Source organism: Pseudomonas glycinae (assembly GCF_001594225.2).
Lineage (GTDB): Bacteria > Pseudomonadota > Gammaproteobacteria > Pseudomonadales > Pseudomonadaceae > Aquipseudomonas > Aquipseudomonas glycinae.
On sequence record NZ_CP014205.2, the window covers coordinates 2,074,814 to 2,094,133 of the forward strand.

Here is a 19,320-nt window from a genome sequence, read left to right on the forward strand (position 1 = left end):
CCTACCTGCTTGAGTATCGCGGAGTGCCATCTTGAGGGAACAGTTCCGGAGAAGGTTCTTGGTCTACGAAGGATCGATTCTGACCAGCAGGCTTCACCCAAAGCGCCTGCTTAACAGCTTCCAGATCCACATTGTCCTTAACAACTGGAAGGTTTTGCGTAATCACCGGAGTTACATCTTCCTTGATTCTCTCCAGCTCCGCATCTGCGAAAGCAATGGATTGATTAAAAAGCAGCGCCAGCCCAACAAGAAAAGCAACACCTGAGCGTAGTGAATTTGATTTAAAACCGTACCATATATCTCCAGGCGACATCATCACCTGTTGCGAAGTAAGGACTAACAAACTTTCTCGATCAAAACGCTTCATCACATCGAGAAGAGTTTCTAGAGTTACTTGATCACTTGAAAGATCAAAGCCCTCTTTATCCCCAATCATCAGAGACAAAACCTGAAGCCTATCCATAACTTCTGACAAGTTTTTTAATGAATGATGACTAAGGTCGCCAGCCTGATTGACGCGAAGACTACTATAATATGTTCCATCACTTACAAAAAAAGCACTCAACCAATGATGGATTTCTTTTGAGTTATCCCCCAGAGAAAATATTGCTTGGTAAGCGTGAAAGCTTTTAGCCAAAGTTACGGGAATTTTACTGCGCTCAATTGGATCGCCCCACGTTACAGATCTTCTAACGATGAATCGTTCAGAGTCAGAAAACGCTTGACTAGCAACGTAAGGATCTCCGCTAATTATTCCAGGATAGATATTAGATCCCGACAAAGTAAATACTACATCGCCAATAGCCATCTCTTTTAAAAAAGAAAGGACTTGTCCCCGCACATTGATCGTTAGATTTGGCTCTATTGCATCACAAATTGTGAAGACATCTTCACCCTTAGCTTCACGAAGAACCTCAAAGACATCTTCGTCAGGGGTAGAGTTATCAAGATGCGCCATTGCAATGCAGCCCATCTCGAGGAAATTGTTGATAAATCTATACCTGGATCCAGGTCTCACTACCCAGCACTTTGACTTCAGATTTGCGTGTCTAACAACAATATCGGAATCTTGTAGATCGTCCATGGTGTGATTTAACCCGTCTATTTTTTTGCGTACAAATTGGCGATGATAACAAAACTATAACGCCCATAAGATAATGTCAATATGCCTGCTCTAAAAATCGATGTCTTGTATGCTATAGAGGGCCAGATTCTGTTGTCGCACAATGCCGAACTACAAGCATAATTAACCCGTTGATTTTAAATAAATATCAACCCAGCATATTGGTGACTCAACGGTGGCGACGTGCGCGCCGCAAAACATTGCAAATAATTTTACTTTATTCTTTTTCCTCTTTGCCTAAGCAAGTCCGAAATGATTTTCCCTGTATATTTCCCCCTCATTTTTGCGACAAACAGAGGTTCAATATCTTGAGCAAACCCCATCAACCCTTGAAGATGGAGTATTGACTCCTCATCTAATTTATTTTGCACATAATGGTGAATCATCGAGCTAATTAATCGCTTCTTATCTCGACCTAAAGAAACATTGTTATCATTGGTTATAATTAGTCCAGTAATTCGGCGCTGCCTTTTCTTAGAGGCATACACTGTTTTTTCCGAATTTATTTTAAGTCTTGGATAGGGAATATTTTCAAGCACCTCCAAAATGAAGGCTTCCACGTCAAACATTACACCCTTATCATTCGTTGAGAACGTCAAATCATCGGCATACCGGGAATAGACTATACTTCGATCCCTGCACCAACCTTCCATTGCCAGATCAAAATAATACATTATTGAATTCGACAAAATTGGCGAGCTTGGAGCTCCAATACTTAGAGCAAGCCGCGAAGTAGATCGCTCTCTAACGCAACTGACTCGCGCGATATCCTTTATGCTTTGCGCTGTTAATTTCCCACATAGCACGTAAGACAAATGCTTTATCAAATCCAATTCAGTTATGGATCCGAAAAAGTTTGAAAAATCAAACTTAGCAATATAACTATTTTGCCTATGCCGCTCTGCGTTGTCCTTTATGCTTGAACCCTGTTTATATGCTGCAGCGCATTCGTGAACCGGAAGCTGAGCAAACAAACTTTCGATAAGAATACCTTGTATTACTTTGGTTTCTTTAGCGGGCTGTGCAATAGGCCTCATGCCACCAGATTTTTTGGGTATAAAATAACGTTTGTATGCATATGGTGCTCTTACTATCAGTCGAGCTACATCATGCTCAGACAAGGATAACACTTCTGAGATATGCTTGCGAAAGTCATACAGGATCATTTATGGCCTCCCAGTTTCGCACGATCAATCGCTCTGTTTCGGTTCCTTTCTGCCGCTGTTATTTTATAATAATCAACACATTCAACACGCAATCGCAAAGGGTCAACAGCCATACCTGACTTTAAGACGAAGCGAAGGCTATGGAAAGTATCATCATCACATGCATAAAACGTTGAATCACTATACTCAATCTTTCTTACAAGTCTGAATTCCTGAAGAAGAAAAAGCTTTCGCCTTAGGTCGTCCCTATGCACCTCACGACCTAAGCTTCTTATTGAATCAATCAGCTCTTTTTCCTTAAGGGCGACAAACAATCTGAGCAATTCATAAATCAGCACAATAAGATGAATATTATTATGAACATTGAACGCCTGGGTTTTTTGAAGCTCTAATATTTCCGCAGCAATATCCTCAAGAACATCGCTTACTACATCATCAGATATGTCATTTGGAAATTTTGGACTCCAAGGATAAATTTTTACTCCTGTGCCATGCTTTTCTTTAATATGGCGAAGAATACCAAGATTGATAAATGAGCTAGCACCCGCATATTCTTCAGGAACAAAAACAATCAATTTTTTATTGAAGTCTGGCAACTGAGAAAATGCTCCCAGCTCAGCAATCGCACCTTCGCTTTCAACTGCGATAGCCACCAATGAGCACACACTACCGAGATCGGCTTCGAAATCCATCAGGTTTCTGAAGACACCATCTTCGTGCCAAGACTTTATTTCTTCGGGGCGGAATATATGCGGTGACACAGCCATTTGAAGCGCTTTGCGCTTCACTGCATCGCGAAGAGAACGGACTGGAGGCTCGTCAGCGTCCGCATGTTCCTTTTCCGGAACATGTCCCCCGCAAAGTAAAACGATTGGATTTTTTGAGAAATGAACCTTGCTCTGCTCAAGATCAACGTCTGCAAGAATTCTTTGTCGCGGATCCATGCGATGTGGGCTCTTTACCAAGAATCAGCCGCAGACAAGATCTGTGGACCGGAGTGAGCGAAGCGAGCGTAGGGCCGCAGATCTTGTCTGCGGAATAAAACAACGCAATGTAATTGAGTCTGGCGAAGCGCCTGACTAAGCAATGATGGAAACCATCAAGCTATGAACGCGTAAAGAGATGTCGAATCTAGATCAGAGTGCCATCACTGTCAACGGCTCGGTATTCTCCCCCAATCTTCATAAGACCAGACTGCTTTAGCGCAGGAGGTAGCCCTGCGGTCGCGTGCGAAGGTCCGCTTATGGCCGATAGCAGTCACTCGCTTTACTTCACTCCCTCTCAAACCGCCCCACCGAAAACAACGAAAGATCCAGCTCACTCTCCCCCCGCAAACACCACTGCGCAAACGCCTCCCCCAGCGCCGCCGAGTGTTTGAACCCGTGCCCGGAGCATGCCGACACCACCAACGTGTGCTGCAACCGTGGATGCTCATCAATGATGAATGCCGATCCGGCGTGACGGTGTAGGCGCAAACCGCTGACTTCACCACCCGATCCGTCAGCCTGGCAATGCGCCCCTTCACCTGCTGTTCGTACATCTCGCGTTCTTCCTCGGCCGAGACTGTGCGATCCAGAGTCTCGGGCGTGGATGTGCTGTGATACTGCGCCGTCGCCACCTTCAAACTGCCCTCCCCCGGCAATGCGGGAAAGCCATAGAAATCGTCGTCCTGGCCGTGAGTGAAGATGAACGTGGGTGAGTGGCCGACCAGTTCCGCGTCGGGCTCGGTTTCGAACCAGAACAGTTTTTGCCGATAGACGCTGAGCAGTCTGTCGAACGGCGCGCCGAGCAAGCCGCCCGCCCAGTTGCCGGCGGTGACCACCAGTTTGTTCGCCCGTATGGTGCGCTGGTCGGTGGTGACGGTGACGCCCTGTTCGTCCGAGCTGATGTGGGTCACGGTCTCGCCCTTGTACAGCGTGGCGCCGTGTTGTTCGGCCAGTCTGAGTTGCACGTCGATGCAGCCTTCGGGCCGTACAAAACCGCCTTCGGGTTCGAAGTAGCCAATGGCGTCGTCGCGCACCTGGGCAAACTGCGGAAAGCGTTGGCGGATCTGGCCGGCGTCGAGGACTTCGTGTTCGATGCCGTAGGTCTGCGCCAGGGCGATGGTGCGCAGGGTGAAGTCGGTTTCGTCGGCGGGATCGAAGTCGGGGCTGGAGGTCAGCACCAGCAGACCGGTCTGTTCGAACAGGGACTCGCCCGACAGCGCCTCCAGCTCGCGCCAGATGCGGTGGGAGTTGCGCACGATGGGCACGTATTGCGCGCCCTCGCCCACAGACAACCGGGTGATGCGGGTGTCGCCATGGCTGGAGCCAAACGCGTGCGGCGGATGGTGGCGGTCGATGCCGACCACGTTGACCCCGGCTTTCGCCAGTTGATACATCGTGGCCGCGCCCATGGCGCCGAGGCCGATGACCAGTGCTTCGCATCGTTCCATGATTGATTTCCGCTCAGGCAAAAGAGCCACAGTGAAGCGGATCAGGCGATGGAAAACAATCCGCTGAACGCCGCGTTCAGGCAAAAACACGAAAAACCAAAAGCCGTGCGATTACCGGCCAGACTCGTTTGTTCCGTCTTGCATCGCGGCATACCCTCTGACGCCAATAAAAACCATAAGAGAGAGTCCCGCCTTGATCCGTTTCTGCAAAACCTCGCTCTGCCTCGCCGTTCTGTCTTCGTTTGTTGCCACTGCCAGCCATGCCGCCGATGCGCCCTGGGTCGATGGCGCCGTGAGCGCGGTCAATCAGGATGTCATCGACCTGCGCCACACGATTCATCAGCATCCAGAGTTGGGCAATCTTGAGTTCAAGACCGCTGCGCTGGTGGCCGAGCGGCTGAAGGCGTCGAATATTGAAGTGCGTACCGGGGTTGGCAAGACGGGTGTTGTGGGGGTGTTGAAAGGCGGATTACCAGGGCCGGTTGTGGCGTTGCGCGCCGACATGGACGCCTTGCCGGTCAAGGAGATGACGAACCTGCCGTTCGCCAGTCAGGCCACCAGCACGCGGCTCGGCAAGAGCGTGCCGGTGATGCACGCCTGCGGGCACGACACCCACACCGCCATGTTGCTGGGCGCCGCGAAGGTGCTGGCCGAGCATCGCGATCAGGTGCGCGGGACGGTGGTGTTTCTGTTTCAGCCGGCTGAAGAAGGCGCGGCCGATGTTGATGAATTCCAGACTGACACCCTGATCGGTGCGCAAGCGATGATCCGCGATGGCGCGCTCGATTCGCCCAAGGTCGAGGCGGTGTTCGGAGTGCATGTGATGGCGGGTTATCCGACCGGGCATCTGTTCTATAAATCCGGAACCGTGCTCAACAGCAGCGATTCGTTCCGCATCACGGTCAAGGGCCAGCAGACTCACGGCTCGGCGCCCTGGAGCGGTGTCGATCCGATTGTCGCCAGCCAAGGCATCATCAGCGGATTGCAGACGCTGGTCAGTCGGCGCATCGACCTGACCCAAGGCATGGGCGTGATCAGCGTCGGTACGATCAATGGCGGTTCGGCGGCCAACATCATTCCCGAGTCCGTGGAAATGACCGGGACCATCCGCACCAACAACGCCGACATCCGCGACACGATCTTGAAAAAGATGCCGCCGCTGGTGAACAGCATCGCCAGCGCCTACGAGACCCAGGCCAATTTGCTGCTGGTGAACAATGCGCCGGTAACCACCAACGATCCGGCCCTGACCGAAGCCATGATCCCGGCCCTTGAACGGGCAGCACCGGGCAAGGTCGAGCGCCTGCCCGCCTCGCTGTCGCCGAGCGAAGACTTCTCCTACTACGCGCGCAAAGTGCCGGGGCTGTTCGTGTTCCTCGGCGCAACGCCGGAAGGCCAGGACATGAGCAAGGCGCCGAACAACCACAGCCCCTACTTCACCGCCGATGACGCGACACTGGCTACCGGGGTGAAGGCGCATGTGCAGTTTGTGCTCAATTATCCGGGGCGGGGTCAGCGGGGCTGATTTGTTCCTGTTAAGGATCAATTGGCAAAGGGCCGTTTAATTAACGTTGCAGCTCAGTTGGAAGAGATAAGTCGGATCGAAGACCGTCCTTCCCAATAGCTTCTCCAAGGCGGCGATCTGATCACTTGTCAGATCGTAGCCTTCCCAACCTTGCTGTTCTGTTGTCCATCCCATAACGGCGGCGATCTGGTCGTCGCATCCTCCGGGAAGCTGCGCCTCGAACACCAGAAGCTCCGTTTTTTGATCGAAGGCTTCGATTCTGTAGATCATAAGGTCAGTTACCAGACGTCGCTGTAGTCAAACGAGATTTGATAGTTGTAAGCCGTAAGGAAAATATTGTGTTGAAAGTAAGGTTGGATAATAGGCGTCCAATTTTCGACTACATTGAAGCCGCCATTATTTATGTTGTTTTCCACTGGGATGCCCAAGGCATTCAAAACGGTTTCATCGTCGCCTAAATCCTTGGAGTACTCTTCGCCCTCGCATAGTTGAGTGTGCTTGTCATACCACTCCAGTCTCAGCTTTAGTCCCATCATCAACCTCACAAGTATTTTTTTCTGATGCTTCTTTCATCTTTCGGATCCCCGCGTCGTTCTCCTGTAAAAGGGTCAAACGCTCCTAGGTGAGTTCCGTCACTTGCACGATAAACTTCCAACTCTCCGTGCCTTGAGTCCCACTCATAAATTCTCCTGCCTTTTGCATCCTTCCACCGTTCCCGAAGTCCGCCGCCTCCCTGTATAGGGTTCATTTTCTGTGCTTTTTTCAAACCGGGAAAAGCAGTAATTTCTTCTGCTTCTGGAGGTTTATGATAGCTATGCCCCTCTGACGGTAAGCCTTTACGTGAGGTGTTGACTACGATGTACAGCGGCCGGACCCCGGAATTCGCCGGAAACACCAGAATGAAATCCCGATACTCCGGCGGATAAACCGGATTCACCAGAATCCCCTCCGCCGCTTTCGTCGGTGGATACACCCAGATATGCGGCGCCTGCGGAGCAGCCTCCAGTGCCGGAATACCAAGAATGTCGGAACCATCCACGGCAGGCGTCCAGACCAGCTCAACCCCTTCGCCAAGGTCTGCAACAAACCGGCTATCGCGTGCCGCGAACTGCACGACATCAACCATCTCCCAGTCGCGATTCTTGCCGGTATAGAAGCCGTAACCCTTAAGGCTGCCATCGGCCTGCTGTTCAACACGCAAGCGCACGCGGGTTCGGGCCTGTTTGAGGGCGAGCAACTGGTCTTCGGTGTAGAGAGCGCTGTCGCCCAGGTTCGAGGGCATCAACATCGCCAGCAAACCGAGCAGCGGGGTCGCGACAGCAGCAGAGGCCATCGCGGGCAATGCCTTGAACGCCTCACCGGCAAGGGCAAAAGTGCCCAGCCCCGCAGGAATTGCCGTGCCGCTGATTTTCTTGAGCTCAACGCCGCCACTGTCATCGGCCTCACGCCCACCGAGCAAAATCAGCTCGCCGTAATCCTTCAGACTGTCAGTCGGCACCATCCCTGCAGGATTCGAGTAATCGATGATCGCGTCCGGCAGCTTGCAGGACTTGGCAAACACGCAGCCGGCGCGCACCGGCTCAGGCTTGTTCGCCGCCACCTCACGGCTGCGCTCGAAGGCGTCCTGCCTCGCCAGCATGGCGTCGTACTTGTCTTGTCGGTCTTGCTGATCGGCCAGTTCGGTAGCCGTCATATAGCGGTAGGAGACGTGATGCCCGTCGCCCGCCGGTGGGTTGGGAACCCGAGGAATGTCCTTTTGACCAGCCACTGATTGTCCTTTCGTTCATGCATCGGCAGCCCCTCGAAAGGGGCTGCACGACGTTAACGAAGCAGGAAAATCGTGGCTGTAGGACGCGTCTTTAAAGACGTGGTGATTGTTCGACGTGAACGGATTGCATCTCGGCAACGACCGCCTCGATCACACACAAAGCCGTCGGCGACAGGCTCCTGCCCTGCAAACTCACCACGCCAATTTCAGAATGAAACCCCGGCCGGTCGACAACATGAAGCTCGATCAAACGCCCCGCCCGAATATCTTCAGCCACAGCGCCATGAATGACGCCGAGGATGGTGTCGATTGAGCCAGCGACGGTCTTGAGCAACGCCACGTCATCACACTCCAGCACAATGGGCAGCGCCTGGCGGGTGGAGATGCCGAGGGTTCGGGCGGTCTCGAGTTTCACTACTTCCGGCAGGCGCGTTGTGGCGATGCCGTAGCCTTCCAGTTCGCCCATCGTCACTTTATGCCCGGCCAGCGGGTGCTCCGGCCGTACGAAAAAGCCTGCCGAGGCCTGGCCCAGCGAACGGATCAACAGGTCGGATTCCGCCGTGAAGTTGCGGATGTCGGCGACAAAAAATTCGATCGCCTCAGCGCGCAGCCGCGCTTCGAGAATCTGCCAGTTGTTCACTTCCACACGCAGGGTGACCGCCGGGTGATCCTGACGCAGTCGCGGCACCACTTGATGCATCAACATCGCAGCCGGGAAAGGCCCGACGCCAAAAGCGAGGCTGCCCAGTTGGCGATCGCTATAGAGAGCCATGTCCCGCTCCAGCGACCGGGCATCGAACAGCAACCGTCGCGCCCGCTCGATCAGGAACTCCCCCGCCGGCGTCGGACGAACATCGCCGGTGTCGCGATCAAACAGGCGCTGTCCGGTTTCGCTCTCCAGCGCCTGAATGCTGCGGCTCAGGGCCGGCTGGCTGAGGTGGACGCGCTCGGCGGCGCGTCCGAAATGGCGTTCATCGGCTAGCGCGAGTAGGTGTGACAGTCGTTTTAGGTCCATTCGCCCGATGCTAGCAACGCATTATCCGGATGTAAATAATGCATTGGATACATCGCCAACCTCCCCCTAGGCTGGAGCGCACTCGACCCTCGGAGAACAACAAGAATGAAACCGACCCTCTACACGATCCTCGCCCTGACGCTGGTGTCCCTCGCCGGCTGCGACAACAAGCCCAGCGTCGCAGCCGGCGACGCCACGCCCGCCACAGCAGCGGTGATCCAGGCGTCGATCAAGGGCCTGGACCTCAGCGACAACCGGGACATGGAAGATGCCCAGCGCGGTTTCATCGCCCGGCCCACCGGCAAGATCCTCGGCGCTGACGGCAATGTCCTGATCGATTTCGACGCGTACCGTTTCGTCGAAGGCCAGGCGCCGGCCACCGTCAACCCGAGCCTGTGGCGGCACGCGATGCTCAACGCACAGATCGGCCTGTTCAAGGTCAGCGACGGGATTTACCAGTTGCGCGGTTTCGACATCGCCAACATGACGCTGATCGACGGGCAGACCGGCTGGATCGTGGTCGACCCGCTGACCTCCCGGGAATCCGCCGCCTCAGCGCTGGCATTTGCCCGCGAGCATCTGGGCAACAAGCCCGTCACCGCGATCATTTTCACCCACGACCATGCCGACCATTTCGGCGGTGTGCTGGGCATCACCTCAAGCAGCGAAGTGGCCCAGCGCAACATTCCCATCGTCGCGCCCGCCGGCTTCATGGAGGAAGCCACCAGTGAAAACATCCTGGCGGGCCCGGCGATGGCACGGCGGTCGATGTATCAGTTCGGCAAGAACCTGACGCCGGGCGCCACCGGCATCGTCGACACCGGGCTGGGCAAAAACGTCGCCTACGGCAGCATGGGCATCCTGCCGCCAACGCAGATCATCGACCAGCCGATCCAGCCGCTGGAACTCGACGGCGTCAGCTTCGTATTCCACAACATGCCCGGCGCGGAAGCCCCGGCCGAGCTGACCTTTTCGATCCCCGCGCTCAAGGCATACGGCGGTGCGGAGCTGCTGACGCAGACCATGCACAACCTGCTGCCGATCCGTGGCGCCAAGGTCCGCGATGCGCTGCGCTGGTCCGACTACATGCAAATCGCCCTCGACGAGCTGGGCGACACCGAGGTCTATTTCGGTCAGCACAACTGGCCGATCTGGGGCAACGAGCGGATCCGCGAATTCATCACCAAACACCGCGACGTCTACAAATACCTGCACGACCAGACCGTGCGCCTGATGAACGCCGGCTACACCCCCAACGAGATCGCCGACAAGATCCAGCTGCCGGATTCGCTGGCGTCGTACTTCGGCACCCGTGGCTATTACGGCGACCTGCGCCACAACGTCAAGGCGATCTACCAGCTGTACCTGGGCGCCTACGATGGCAACCCCGCGCACTTGAATCCGCTGGTGCCCAAAGAGTCGGCAAAACGCTACGTCGAATTGATGGGAGGCAACGCCAAAGTGGTCGAAGCCGCTCGCGTGGCCTATGACAAGGGCGAATACCGCTGGGTCGCCGAGCTGCTGGATCAGGCCGTGCTCGCCAAACCCGACGACACCGCCGCCAAGGAACTGCTGGCCCGCGCCTACGAACAGATGGGCTATCAGGCGGAATCGGCGACCTGGCGCAACAGCTACCTGACCGCAGCCATGGAGCTGCGCAACGGCCCGCCGGCCAAGGGCGTCAAACGCTCCGACCTGATCGAACTGATGAAACAGACGCCCACCGAACGTTTCCTCGAAGCCATGGCCGCGAGCCTCGACGGGCCGGCGGCGGATGGCAAGAACTGGACGTTCAATCTGGTGCTGACCGATACCAATGAATCGTTCGTGCTATGGGTCGAGAACGCCGTGCTGCACTACCGAAAAGGCCCGACGGCGGCGAACGCCAACGCAACGCTGACCGTCACCAAGGACCTGTTCGTCCAACTGCTGGGCGGCACCGCCGGACTCAAGGAAACGCTAACTTCCGATGATCTGAAAGTGGATGGCAGCAAGGTCGATCTGGTGAGATTTCTGGGGCTGCTGGAAAAGGCGCCGGGGAATTTTGCGATCGTCGCCAGGGCAGGAAGCTGACCCGCCGAGGCCATCGACTGAAGGAACACGCGGTCGATGGCCTCTGGACGCTTACCCAAGAAAAATCCAATGAAAACCGGAGGCTCGGGCAAAGCTTTCCATTGGATTGTTCAGCATCCTGCGCAACCCGATCGCCGCGAAGCCATCCAGCGTATGGACGTAGAACCTGCACCCGAGCGAAACCTCGAATCCATCGTTTTCATCATTGATGATGACGCTCCTCTGCGTGAGGCGCTTGGCAGCCTGCTACGCTCCATCGGCCTGCGGGTCGAGCTGTTCGGATCGGTCGCCGACTTCATGCAATACCAGCGACCTGACCTGCCCAGTTGCCTGGTGCTGGATGTGCGATTGCAAGGCACCAGCGGGCTGGTCTTTCAGCAGGCGCTCGCCGACGCCAACATCCATTTGCCAATCATTTTCATGACCGGGTACGGCGACATCGCCATGACCGTTCGCGCCATGAAAGCCGGTGCCGTCGATTTCCTGGAAAAACCGTTTCGCGAGCAGGCCATGATCGACGCCGTGGTCGCCGCGCATACGCGGGACAGGTCGCGCCGCGAGTGCGAACGCCGCCATCATGAATTGCGCACACGCCATGGGACACTCACGATCAGAGAGCAAGCGGTGATGGCGCTGGCCGTCTCGGGTCTGATAAACAAGCAGATCGCCAGTGCCATCGGCCTGAGCGAGATCACCGTGAAGATTCACCGCAGCCAGGCCATGCGCAAGATGCGCGCGCAGTCGTTTGCCGATCTGGTTCGAATGGCAGAAAGTCTGGGTATCAACCATTAGATTTAACGCCCAAATGCGGCGCACATTACTAGTCGTTTATATACGTTGGTATGACTTCTCCATACGCTGGCAGGATAAAACCAAACTTATGCAACATGGTTGATCCCTACCGGCAACAGTAAAATCCCTCCATCAAATGCGACGGCCGGCAAAGTCATTGACTTCGTGGTTTCCTCGCGCGCCGACACTTGTCGATCCACTCATTGACTCAGGGATGAATGATCAACATGTATGACTTTTTTGAAGACTCGTACCGCGTACTGAAGTTGTCCCACTTATTGCTGATCGGCGGTCTGGGCATGTTGATGGTGGGGATTTTCCTGGCTTATGTGTTTGACGCTCACTTGAACTTGCCCACGCTGGTCGGCGCGCACGGGATGACGATCCTCGGGCCGACCGCGATCAAGCTGGGCTACGTCATGCGCTTGATTGCGTACAACCGTATTCGCCTGGCAGCACAGGAACATGGAGTTTCCCATTAGAAGTATTCGATTGAGTTCAAACCTGTCTGGTTGCAACCGGAAGTTCATTAACGAAATCCCACTACGACTCAGGATGATCACGATGAAAACTATTGGATTGGTATTGCCCGTCGCCATTGTTTCAGCCACCTGGATAGTTGCCACTCATGCATTCGGCGCAAGTTGCCTGCCCGATATGCCGGTGGCCAACAGACAGGAAACCAGTGCTCCGGTTTCAGAAACTTCATCAGTGCAACAGCACCGAGCCAGAAAGGCGCCGACCAAGATTGCCGAAGGGGGTTCGGATCGGCTGATGGAGCGTCGTGTTGCCGAAGGCGGATCCGATCGTTTGATGGAGCGTCGCGTTGCCGAAGGCGGATCCGATCGTTTGATGGAGCGTCGCGTTGCCGAAGGCGGCTCTGATCGCCTGATCGAACGCCGTGTTGCCGAAGGCGGCTCCGATCGCCTGATCGAACGCCGCGTGGCCGAAGGCGGATCTGATCGCCTGATCGAACGCCGCGTGGCCAGCAATCAGTACGATGCCGCGATGAACATGCAAATGCATTTTTCGATGGATTGATTGGCCGGCTGAGCCCTTACTCCGGCAACCCCGCCAACCGCAAACCTTCGGCAAACCGGGCAACGTCTTCAGGCCGTTGAATGGGCAGCCACGCGCTCAGGCTGGACACCCGCAACGTCGGGTCCAACTGACGCAGCCGTTCCATGGCCTGCCCGGCTTTGTCGGCTCGCCCATTGAGCGCGTGGCTCGCGGCGATCAGGGCCGCCGCTACCAGCAGACTGGGCAGGTTTCCCTGCGCTTTCTCGGCCCAGGAAACCGAACATTCGAAGCGATCGGCGAAGAAGTGCGCCAGCGCCATCCCGACCTGCATGCGGAACATTTCCGGATCCAGCGGGCTCAGCCGCACGGCATGTTCAAGGTTGGCAATGGCGGCTTCGGTTTCGCCACCCAAGGCGCGCAGGATGCCACCCAGATACCAGGCCGGCGCCAGATTGGGGTTGAGCAATCGAGCCCGATCCAGCAAAGCAATGCCACAATCGACATCCCCGGTCAGATGGGCCAGGGCATGACCGCAGCGGGTCAGCGCCACGGCGTCATCGCGCCCCAGCTCCACGCCCATGCGCGCGAGCCGTGCACCTTCGGCGATTTCCCGGGGCCGATCGGTCATCCAGCCGTTGAGCTTGCGCCAGAAATGGCACCACGCCGCCATGCCGTATGCCGAGGCGAATTCCGGATCCAGCTCGATTGCCCGGTAGAACAGCGCCAGCGCCTGTTCGATCGCCTCTCGGGTGCCGATGTGCAGTTTGGCCGTGCCCCGCAGGTAGTAATCGTAGGCATCGAGGCTGTCGGTGGGCTTGCGTTTGGCCCGCTCGATTTCCGCGCGCTCCAGCTGCGGCGCGATGGCGCCCACAACGCTCTCGGCCACTTGATCCTGGAGTTCGAAAATATCGTCGAGCAGGCCTTCGAAGCGCTCGGCCCACAGGTGCGTGCCGCTGCACGCATCAATCAACTGGCCGGTGATGCGGATCTTGTTGCCGCTCTTGCGCACGCTGCCTTCCAGCACGTAACGCACACCCAGTTCCTGACCGACGCCTCGCGCATCCACCGCCCTGCCCTTGTAGGTGAAACTGGAGTTGCGGGCGATGACGAACAGCCAGCGCAGGCGCGACAACGCGGTGATGATGTCTTCGACGATGCCGTCGGCGAAATAGTCCTGCTCGGGGTCTCCACTGAGGTTCTGGAAGGGCAGGACGGTGATCGAAGGTTTTTCCGGCAGGACAAGTGTCGTGGCCACTTCGGGTTTCGCAGGCGCTTCCGGTGCATTGACGGGGCTGTCGCACGGGCTGATTTCGCCGACGAAGCGATAGCCCTTGCGCGGCACCGTACGCACCAGGCGCTGCTGCTCACCGGTGTCGCCGATGGCCTTGCGCACAGCGTTGATGTGGCTGGTGATGGTTGATTCGGAAACGATCCGGCCACTCCATACGGCGCTCAACAGTTCGTCCTTGCTCACCACCCGCTCGCGGTTGCTGACCAATAGCAGCAGCAAGTCGAAGACCTGCGGCCCGACAGTCACGACTTGCCCGCGCAAGGTCAGTTCCCGGCGCTGCTGATCGAGCACGTAGTCTTCAAACACGAATTGCACGGTGGCTGTTCTCTGGTCTGGCGCCCCCCGACGCCGTGTCCGGGCAGGCGATTGTTTTGCGCTCGATCATACGGCAGACCTCCGGCCGTCGCACCGGTCTGCACACTGGTCTACGCATCTGCCGACGGATTGGCCTGTCTGGACAAAAAACCAAGGCAAATCCAAGGTCATCACAAGGATTTGCCAGAGCGTCACAGGCAAGCTCAACCCACATCGACAGCAACGGTTGCCGTCGGCCAGTGGAGAGATGCCATGAAGATCGTCGTTATCGGAGGCACCGGCCTCATCGGATCGAAACTTGTGAACAATCTGCGCGAACGCGGCCACGATGCACTTGCCGCCTCCCCCAACACCGGCGTCAACAGCATCACCCGCGAAGGCCTGGCCGATGCGATGAACGGCGCACAGGTAGTAATCGACGTATCCAACGCGCCGTCGTGGGAAGACCAGGCCGTGCTCGATTTCTTCGAAACCTCCACCCGTAATCTGCTCGCCGCCGAAGCCGCCGCCGGGGTTCGCCATCACGTGGCGCTGTCGATCGTCGGCAGTGAGCGCCTGCCAGCCAACGGTTATTTCCGCGCCAAGGTCGCGCAGGAGAACCTGATCAAGGCATCGGGCATTCCGTACAGCCTGCTGCGGGCCACGCAGTTCTTCGAATTCGTCGGCGGCATTGCCCAATTCGCTACCGTCGGCGACGAAGTGCGCCTGTCGCCGGCATTGATCCAGCCCATGGCCTCTGACGATGTGGCCGCTGCACTCACCGACGTGGCACTGGCCGCGCCGATCAACGGCACGCAGGAAATTGCCGGCCCCGAAGCCATGCCCCTCGACGAGTTGGTCCGGCGTTTTTTCCGCGCTACCGACGACACCCGCAAAGTGATCCCGGACGTCCACGCCCTTTACTTCGGCGATGTGCTTGACGACCAGTCGCTCACACCCGGCAGCAGCAACCCGCGCCTGGGTCCAACGCGCTTTGAAGACTGGCTGGCGAAATCGACCCAGCGCTGAAACACCCCACCTGTTTGAAGGAGTATCGCCATGTTCAGCCGAATCCTGCTGGCCGCCACGTTTGCGGCCGTTTCGATTTCATCCGCCTCGGCCGCCGAGCCGCAGGCAGGCAAGGTCACCGTGGTGTTCGACCGCGCCCTGCCCAACGTCCCCGGTAAATCCATGCGGGGCGTGCTGGTGGAATACGCACCCGGTGGTTCTTCGCCGGCGCACTTTCATCCGAAGTCCGCGTTCATCTACGCCACGGTGCTTGAGGGCGCCGTACGCAGCAAGGTCGGTGACGGGCCGGAGAAGGTTTACAAGGCCGGGGAAAATTTCGTCGAACAACCGGGCGACTTCCACGCGGTGAGCGCCAATGCCAGCACCACCGAACCATCACGTCTGCTGGCAGTGTTCGTGCTCGACAGCAACGAGACCGACCTGGTCAAACCGGTCAAGCCGTAACCGATCCATTCGCCGATCCACCTTCGGCAGCCCGGCTGCCGGGGGCCACCGCTTATGGAGGCAATCAGGGTCGGCTTTGCAAACCATGCCCGATCAAAACATTGATCTTTCGCCCCACACCCAGTAAAAAACCGTCTTCCCTTCCCACCCTTGCAAGGAGCAGCGGATGCTCGAACTCACCACGCAACGCCTGGATCTGCGCACGATGGTCGAATCCGACTGGCCGCTGTTTCTCCGGCTGCATTCCGAGCCGCAAACCATGCAATACGTGTTCGGTGAAATCGCCGAGGAACAGGTGCGCAAAGGCTTCGAACACAGGCTTCCGGCCTGGGGGCCGCAGTCGGATCACTGGTTGTGTCTGGTGGTGACCGACAGGGCCAGTGGGCAGGAACTGGGCGTGACCGGATTTCGCATCCTGTCGCCGGGGCATGCCGAGGTGGGTTGCCTGCTGTTGCCCGAGCATCAGGGCAAAGGCTTTGGCACCGAGTCGCGCCAGGCGATCATCGACTATGCCGCCGCCATCGGCCTGGACTCGTTGGAGTCGACCGTGACCGACGGTAATATCGCCTCCTGCAAGGTCTTGGAGAAATGCGGTTTTGTATTCGAGCGCCGCGTGCCACAGGCCTATCAGATTGGAGATCGGTGGTTTGACGACCTGATCTACCGCTATCAAATCAGTTGACCCCGTTTTATCAGCGACCGCCAAGGAGGCCCTCGTCGTGAATCCTTATCAATGCCTGCCACCCCGCGCTTTCTGGCGCACCGCCGTGGCCGACAAGCCCGCGCTGGACATTGATCAACTGTGGACACCGCAATTCGAGATCGGCAACAAGGACGCCATCGTCACCGCTGGCTCGTGTTTCGCCCAGCACATCGGCCGGGCGCTGGTGGAGCGCGGCATGAACTGGCTGGATGCGGAACCGGCCCCGGCCGAATTGCCCGAAGCCGACTGGAAGGCCCACAACTACGGGGTGTTTTCGTTCCGCACCGGCAACCTGTACACCCCGGCGATGCTGTGCCAATGGCTGGAATGGGCGCTGGGCGTGAGCCTGCCACCCGACGAAACCTGGGCCCATGACGGGCGTTTCTTCGACCCGTTCCGCCCCGCCGTGGAGCCCGAAGGCTTTGCCAGCGAGGACGCGCTGTTCGCCTCGCGCGAAGCCACCCTCGACGCCATTCGCACCGCCCTGCGCCGGGCCAAAGTGTTCGTGTTTACCCTCGGCCTGACCGAAGCCTGGCAGAACCGCCAGACCGGTCTGGTGTACCCCGTGTGCCCCGGCACCGTGCGTGGCACTTTCGATCCGCAGCTGCACCGCTTCTGCAACTTCGGCTTCATGGACACTTATGGCGACATGGTGCGGGCGCTGGAGTTGATGCGTTCGATCAACCCGCAACTGCGCCTGCTGCTCACGGTGTCACCGGTGCCCCTGACGGCGACGGCCACGGGCGAACATGTGCTGAGCGCCACCACCTATTCCAAATCGGTCCTGCGCGCCGTCGCCGGGCAGCTGTGTGAAGACCTGCACGACGTCGACTATTTCCCCTCTTACGAAATCATCACCGGCACACCGTTCAAGGGCGCCTTCTACCAGCCCAACCAGCGGGAAGTCACGCCCGAAGGCGTGGCGTTCGTCATGCAGCAGTTTTTCGCCGGGCTCGATGCGGTTCAACCGCTGCACGCGCCGGCCAGCGTTCCCTCCACCTGCGTGTCCAGCGAGGAGCTTGTCTGTGAAGACGCCGTGCTCGATTACTACGCCTAGGTTTCTGCTGCTGGGCGACTCCCATGCCGGGGTCATCGGCAAGGCAGCGCAGGCCCGCGAGTTGCCGTTCAGCGGCGGCCCGCTGGGCACCGGCCGGGATTTCGCGGTGGATTTTTTCAGCCTGACCCGCCATGACGTGGTGTTTCGCGAGGCCGAGATGGAGCGTCTGTATCGCCAGGCCCTTGAGCCGTTCGAAGTGCCGCAACTGGCGAAGGTAGGGGTGCCGCTGGTCAGCACCATTGGCCTGAGCCTGCACTACCTCGCCACCGCGCCGAACTGGACCTGCTACCAGACACCGGACGGCGAATTCGACGAAGGTTTTCTCGCAGGTCCCCTGTTCGAATCCATCGTCGACACCCTGTCCCGGCCTGCGCTGGCATTCTATGAACAGGCCCGGGCGATGAACCTCAAGGTGTTCGCCGTATTGCCGCCGCAGCGGGTGCCGGAGTTGTCCGATTCGCGGGTGTTCATGGCGGCGCAGGCGCTGCTGATCGAGCGCCTGCGAGGGCTCGGCATCGAGCTGATCGACGTGCGCGCGGCGGCGAATGATGAGCAGGGTTTTCAGCGTTCGGCGTATTGCGAAGTGGATGACCCGCTGCACGGGAATCTGGCGTTCGGCGAGCTGATCGTCGAGCAACTGCTCAAACAAGGAATTTAGACCCGGACCTGTGGGAGCGCGCTTGCTCGCTCCCACAGGTCCGGGTCATCACGCCTTCGGCTGCGTCCCCAGAATTGTCACCCGCTCGCCATACCGCGAGTGCGGGAAATAATCCCAGACCGCATGGTGCTGGGTGCAGCGGTTATCCCAGAACACCAGGCTGTTCGGCGTCCAACGCACACGACAACTCAAAACCGGCTCTCGGGCCACCAGATCGAACAGCATGTTCAACAGCACCTGGCTTTCACCGCCGGATAACTGGACGATGTGCGACGTGAACCCGGAATTGACGAACAGCGATTTGCGCCCGGTTTCCGGGTGGCGAACCACCACCGGGTGTTCGGTTTTCGGCAGGTTGGCCGGCGCCTCATAACCCTTCCATGGGATCGCGCCGTCGTGGATCGCCGTGAGTTCGCCGAGAAACTGCTGCATCGTCGGCGAGAGCATTTCCAGCGCCAGGTGCATGTTGGCGAACAACGTATCGCCGCCCGTGCCGATGGCCGGGGTTTCCTTGACGTACAGCATCGAGCCCATGGACGGCGCCAGATCGGCGGTGCCGTCGGTGTGCCAGGTTTCGCCGGCGACGTAGCGCGATTGCGCATTGGCGCGGATCACCACCAACTCCGGGTCATCGCCGTCGATGTCTTCCACCGGCAGCGCCCGCAGCTCACCGAACAGCCGGCCAAACGCCTTGTGCTCGTCCACCGTCAGGTGCTGATCGCGGAACACCACCACGTGATTCTCCAGAAAGGCCCGGCGGATTTCCCCGAGCTGCTCGTCGCTCAGCGGCTGTGAAAGATCGACGCCGCCGATCTCGGCGCCGATGATCGGCGTGATCCGCTCGACCTTGATGTGCTGATACGGCGCGCGCCGTTCGGCGGCGATGCGCTCGATTGCCTTGAGTGCCAACTGATCCATGTTCCCTCAC

19 protein-coding genes and 1 pseudogene are annotated in these 19,320 nt (G+C 57.7%); 10 read left to right on the forward strand and 10 right to left on the reverse strand.

Annotated elements, in window-relative coordinates; genetic code table 11:
- Position 1 precedes the first annotated feature (1 nt).
- From AWU82_RS09335 to solA, 4 genes and pseudogenes are all read right to left on the reverse strand, one after another.
- Entirely contained in the window at positions 2 to 1,084 is a 1,083-nt protein-coding gene (locus tag AWU82_RS09335) for a hypothetical protein (protein ID WP_129972576.1), read from the reverse strand.
- Positions 1,085 to 1,335: 251 nt separating this feature from the next.
- Complete coding sequence (locus tag AWU82_RS09340) at positions 1,336 to 2,289, reverse strand: retron St85 family RNA-directed DNA polymerase (protein ID WP_064381997.1); 954 nt, start codon at positions 2,287 to 2,289, stop codon at positions 1,336 to 1,338.
- Positions 2,286 to 3,233 carry a retron St85 family effector protein gene (locus tag AWU82_RS09345; protein ID WP_129972577.1) on the reverse strand — a complete coding sequence of 316 codons (948 nt, stop codon included), beginning with the start codon at positions 3,231 to 3,233 and terminating at the stop codon, positions 2,286 to 2,288. Before AWU82_RS09345 ends, AWU82_RS09340 begins: the two co-directional genes overlap by 4 nt.
- Positions 3,234 to 3,560: 327 nt before the next feature.
- Positions 3,561 to 4,723 (reverse strand): annotated as a pseudogene (gene solA / locus AWU82_RS09350) (N-methyl-L-tryptophan oxidase).
- A gap of 193 nt (positions 4,724 to 4,916) precedes the next feature.
- Here solA and AWU82_RS09355 point away from each other — a divergent pair.
- The gene (locus AWU82_RS09355) at positions 4,917 to 6,248 is read left to right on the forward strand and encodes an amidohydrolase (RefSeq protein WP_064381999.1); all 1,332 of its coding nucleotides are present in this window, start codon (positions 4,917 to 4,919) and stop codon (positions 6,246 to 6,248) included.
- 36 nt (positions 6,249 to 6,284) lie between these two features.
- On the opposite strand, the gene AWU82_RS09360 is transcribed toward AWU82_RS09355, so the two are convergent.
- The 4 genes from AWU82_RS09360 to AWU82_RS09375 form a co-directional block, all read right to left on the reverse strand.
- The gene (locus tag AWU82_RS09360) at positions 6,285 to 6,518 is read right to left on the reverse strand and encodes a DUF7683 domain-containing protein (RefSeq protein WP_064382000.1); all 234 of its coding nucleotides are present in this window, start codon (positions 6,516 to 6,518) and stop codon (positions 6,285 to 6,287) included.
- 8 nt (positions 6,519 to 6,526) lie between these two features.
- Positions 6,527 to 6,784, reverse strand: coding sequence for a colicin E3-like toxin immunity protein (locus AWU82_RS09365; protein ID WP_371915547.1), 258 nt, complete (start codon positions 6,782 to 6,784; stop codon positions 6,527 to 6,529).
- A 5-nt stretch (positions 6,785 to 6,789) separates the two neighbouring features.
- Positions 6,790 to 8,016: an S-type pyocin domain-containing protein gene (locus AWU82_RS09370; RefSeq protein ID WP_085655401.1), complete on the reverse strand. Its 1,227-nt coding sequence runs from the start codon at positions 8,014 to 8,016 to the stop codon at positions 6,790 to 6,792.
- A 91-nt stretch (positions 8,017 to 8,107) separates the two neighbouring features.
- The gene (locus AWU82_RS09375) at positions 8,108 to 9,031 is read right to left on the reverse strand and encodes a LysR family transcriptional regulator (RefSeq protein WP_064382002.1); all 924 of its coding nucleotides are present in this window, start codon (positions 9,029 to 9,031) and stop codon (positions 8,108 to 8,110) included.
- Positions 9,032 to 9,136: 105 nt separating this feature from the next.
- Between AWU82_RS09375 and AWU82_RS09380 the strand changes: the two genes are divergently transcribed.
- The 4 genes from AWU82_RS09380 (at position 9,137) to AWU82_RS29180 (ending at position 12,937) form a co-directional block, all read left to right on the forward strand.
- Positions 9,137 to 11,104 (forward strand): alkyl/aryl-sulfatase, encoded by a 1,968-nt coding sequence (locus AWU82_RS09380; protein WP_064382003.1) that lies wholly within the window; start codon positions 9,137 to 9,139, stop codon positions 11,102 to 11,104.
- A gap of 153 nt (positions 11,105 to 11,257) precedes the next feature.
- Entirely contained in the window at positions 11,258 to 11,896 is a 639-nt protein-coding gene (locus tag AWU82_RS09385) for a response regulator transcription factor (protein WP_064384114.1), read from the forward strand.
- Positions 11,897 to 12,123: 227 nt separating this feature from the next.
- Entirely contained in the window at positions 12,124 to 12,378 is a 255-nt protein-coding gene (locus AWU82_RS09390; RefSeq protein WP_064384115.1) for a hypothetical protein, read from the forward strand.
- 82 nt (positions 12,379 to 12,460) lie between these two features.
- Positions 12,461 to 12,937: a phage infection protein gene (locus tag AWU82_RS29180; protein ID WP_223290685.1), complete on the forward strand. Its 477-nt coding sequence runs from the start codon at positions 12,461 to 12,463 to the stop codon at positions 12,935 to 12,937.
- 16 nt (positions 12,938 to 12,953) lie between these two features.
- Here the strand turns inward: AWU82_RS29180 and AWU82_RS09400 are convergent, their stop codons facing one another.
- Entirely contained in the window at positions 12,954 to 14,522 is a 1,569-nt protein-coding gene (locus tag AWU82_RS09400) for a winged helix-turn-helix domain-containing tetratricopeptide repeat protein (RefSeq protein WP_064382005.1), read from the reverse strand.
- A gap of 252 nt (positions 14,523 to 14,774) precedes the next feature.
- Between AWU82_RS09400 and AWU82_RS09405 the strand changes: the two genes are divergently transcribed.
- The 5 genes from AWU82_RS09405 to AWU82_RS09425 all read left to right on the forward strand — a co-directional run bounded on the left by AWU82_RS09405 (position 14,775) and on the right by AWU82_RS09425 (position 18,392).
- Entirely contained in the window at positions 14,775 to 15,530 is a 756-nt protein-coding gene (locus tag AWU82_RS09405; protein WP_064382006.1) for an SDR family oxidoreductase, read from the forward strand.
- A gap of 30 nt (positions 15,531 to 15,560) precedes the next feature.
- Positions 15,561 to 15,974: a cupin domain-containing protein gene (locus AWU82_RS09410; protein WP_064382007.1), complete on the forward strand. Its 414-nt coding sequence runs from the start codon at positions 15,561 to 15,563 to the stop codon at positions 15,972 to 15,974.
- Positions 15,975 to 16,140: 166 nt separating this feature from the next.
- On the forward strand, positions 16,141 to 16,656 hold the full coding sequence (locus AWU82_RS09415; RefSeq protein WP_064382008.1) for a GNAT family N-acetyltransferase: 516 nt from the start codon (positions 16,141 to 16,143) through the stop codon (positions 16,654 to 16,656).
- Between the two features lie 37 nt (positions 16,657 to 16,693).
- Positions 16,694 to 17,734 carry a GSCFA domain-containing protein gene (locus AWU82_RS09420; protein WP_064382009.1) on the forward strand — a complete coding sequence of 347 codons (1,041 nt, stop codon included), beginning with the start codon at positions 16,694 to 16,696 and terminating at the stop codon, positions 17,732 to 17,734.
- The gene (locus AWU82_RS09425; protein WP_064382010.1) at positions 17,703 to 18,392 is read left to right on the forward strand and encodes a hypothetical protein; all 690 of its coding nucleotides are present in this window, start codon (positions 17,703 to 17,705) and stop codon (positions 18,390 to 18,392) included. Before AWU82_RS09420 ends, AWU82_RS09425 begins: the two co-directional genes overlap by 32 nt.
- A gap of 48 nt (positions 18,393 to 18,440) precedes the next feature.
- On the opposite strand, the gene AWU82_RS09430 is transcribed toward AWU82_RS09425, so the two are convergent.
- Complete coding sequence (locus tag AWU82_RS09430) at positions 18,441 to 19,310, reverse strand: TauD/TfdA dioxygenase family protein (RefSeq protein WP_064382011.1); 870 nt, start codon at positions 19,308 to 19,310, stop codon at positions 18,441 to 18,443.
- Between the last annotated feature and the right edge of the window lie 10 nt (positions 19,311 to 19,320).

Bases quoted from the DNA above. Each gene is read 5' to 3' on its own strand.
- AWU82_RS09335 (WP_129972576.1), bottom strand. From the start codon at position 1,084: ATGGACGATCTACAAGATTCCGATATTGTTGTTAGACACGCAAATCTG.
- AWU82_RS09340 (WP_064381997.1), bottom strand. From the start codon at position 2,289: ATGATCCTGTATGACTTTCGCAAGCATATCTCAGAAGTGTTATCCTTG.
- AWU82_RS09345 (WP_129972577.1), bottom strand. From the start codon at position 3,233: ATGGATCCGCGACAAAGAATTCTTGCAGACGTTGATCTTGAGCAGAGC.
- AWU82_RS09360 (WP_064382000.1), bottom strand. From the start codon at position 6,518: ATGATCTACAGAATCGAAGCCTTCGATCAAAAAACGGAGCTTCTGGTG.
- AWU82_RS09365 (WP_371915547.1), bottom strand. From the start codon at position 6,784: ATGATGGGACTAAAGCTGAGACTGGAGTGGTATGACAAGCACACTCAA.
- AWU82_RS09375 (WP_064382002.1), bottom strand. From the start codon at position 9,031: ATGGACCTAAAACGACTGTCACACCTACTCGCGCTAGCCGATGAACGC.
- AWU82_RS09380 (WP_064382003.1), top strand. From the start codon at position 9,137: ATGAAACCGACCCTCTACACGATCCTCGCCCTGACGCTGGTGTCCCTC.
- AWU82_RS09385 (WP_064384114.1), top strand. From the start codon at position 11,258: ATGGACGTAGAACCTGCACCCGAGCGAAACCTCGAATCCATCGTTTTC.
- AWU82_RS09390 (WP_064384115.1), top strand. From the start codon at position 12,124: ATGTATGACTTTTTTGAAGACTCGTACCGCGTACTGAAGTTGTCCCAC.
- AWU82_RS29180 (WP_223290685.1), top strand. From the start codon at position 12,461: ATGAAAACTATTGGATTGGTATTGCCCGTCGCCATTGTTTCAGCCACC.
- AWU82_RS09405 (WP_064382006.1), top strand. From the start codon at position 14,775: ATGAAGATCGTCGTTATCGGAGGCACCGGCCTCATCGGATCGAAACTT.
- AWU82_RS09410 (WP_064382007.1), top strand. From the start codon at position 15,561: ATGTTCAGCCGAATCCTGCTGGCCGCCACGTTTGCGGCCGTTTCGATT.
- AWU82_RS09415 (WP_064382008.1), top strand. From the start codon at position 16,141: ATGCTCGAACTCACCACGCAACGCCTGGATCTGCGCACGATGGTCGAA.
- AWU82_RS09430 (WP_064382011.1), bottom strand. From the start codon at position 19,310: ATGGATCAGTTGGCACTCAAGGCAATCGAGCGCATCGCCGCCGAACGG.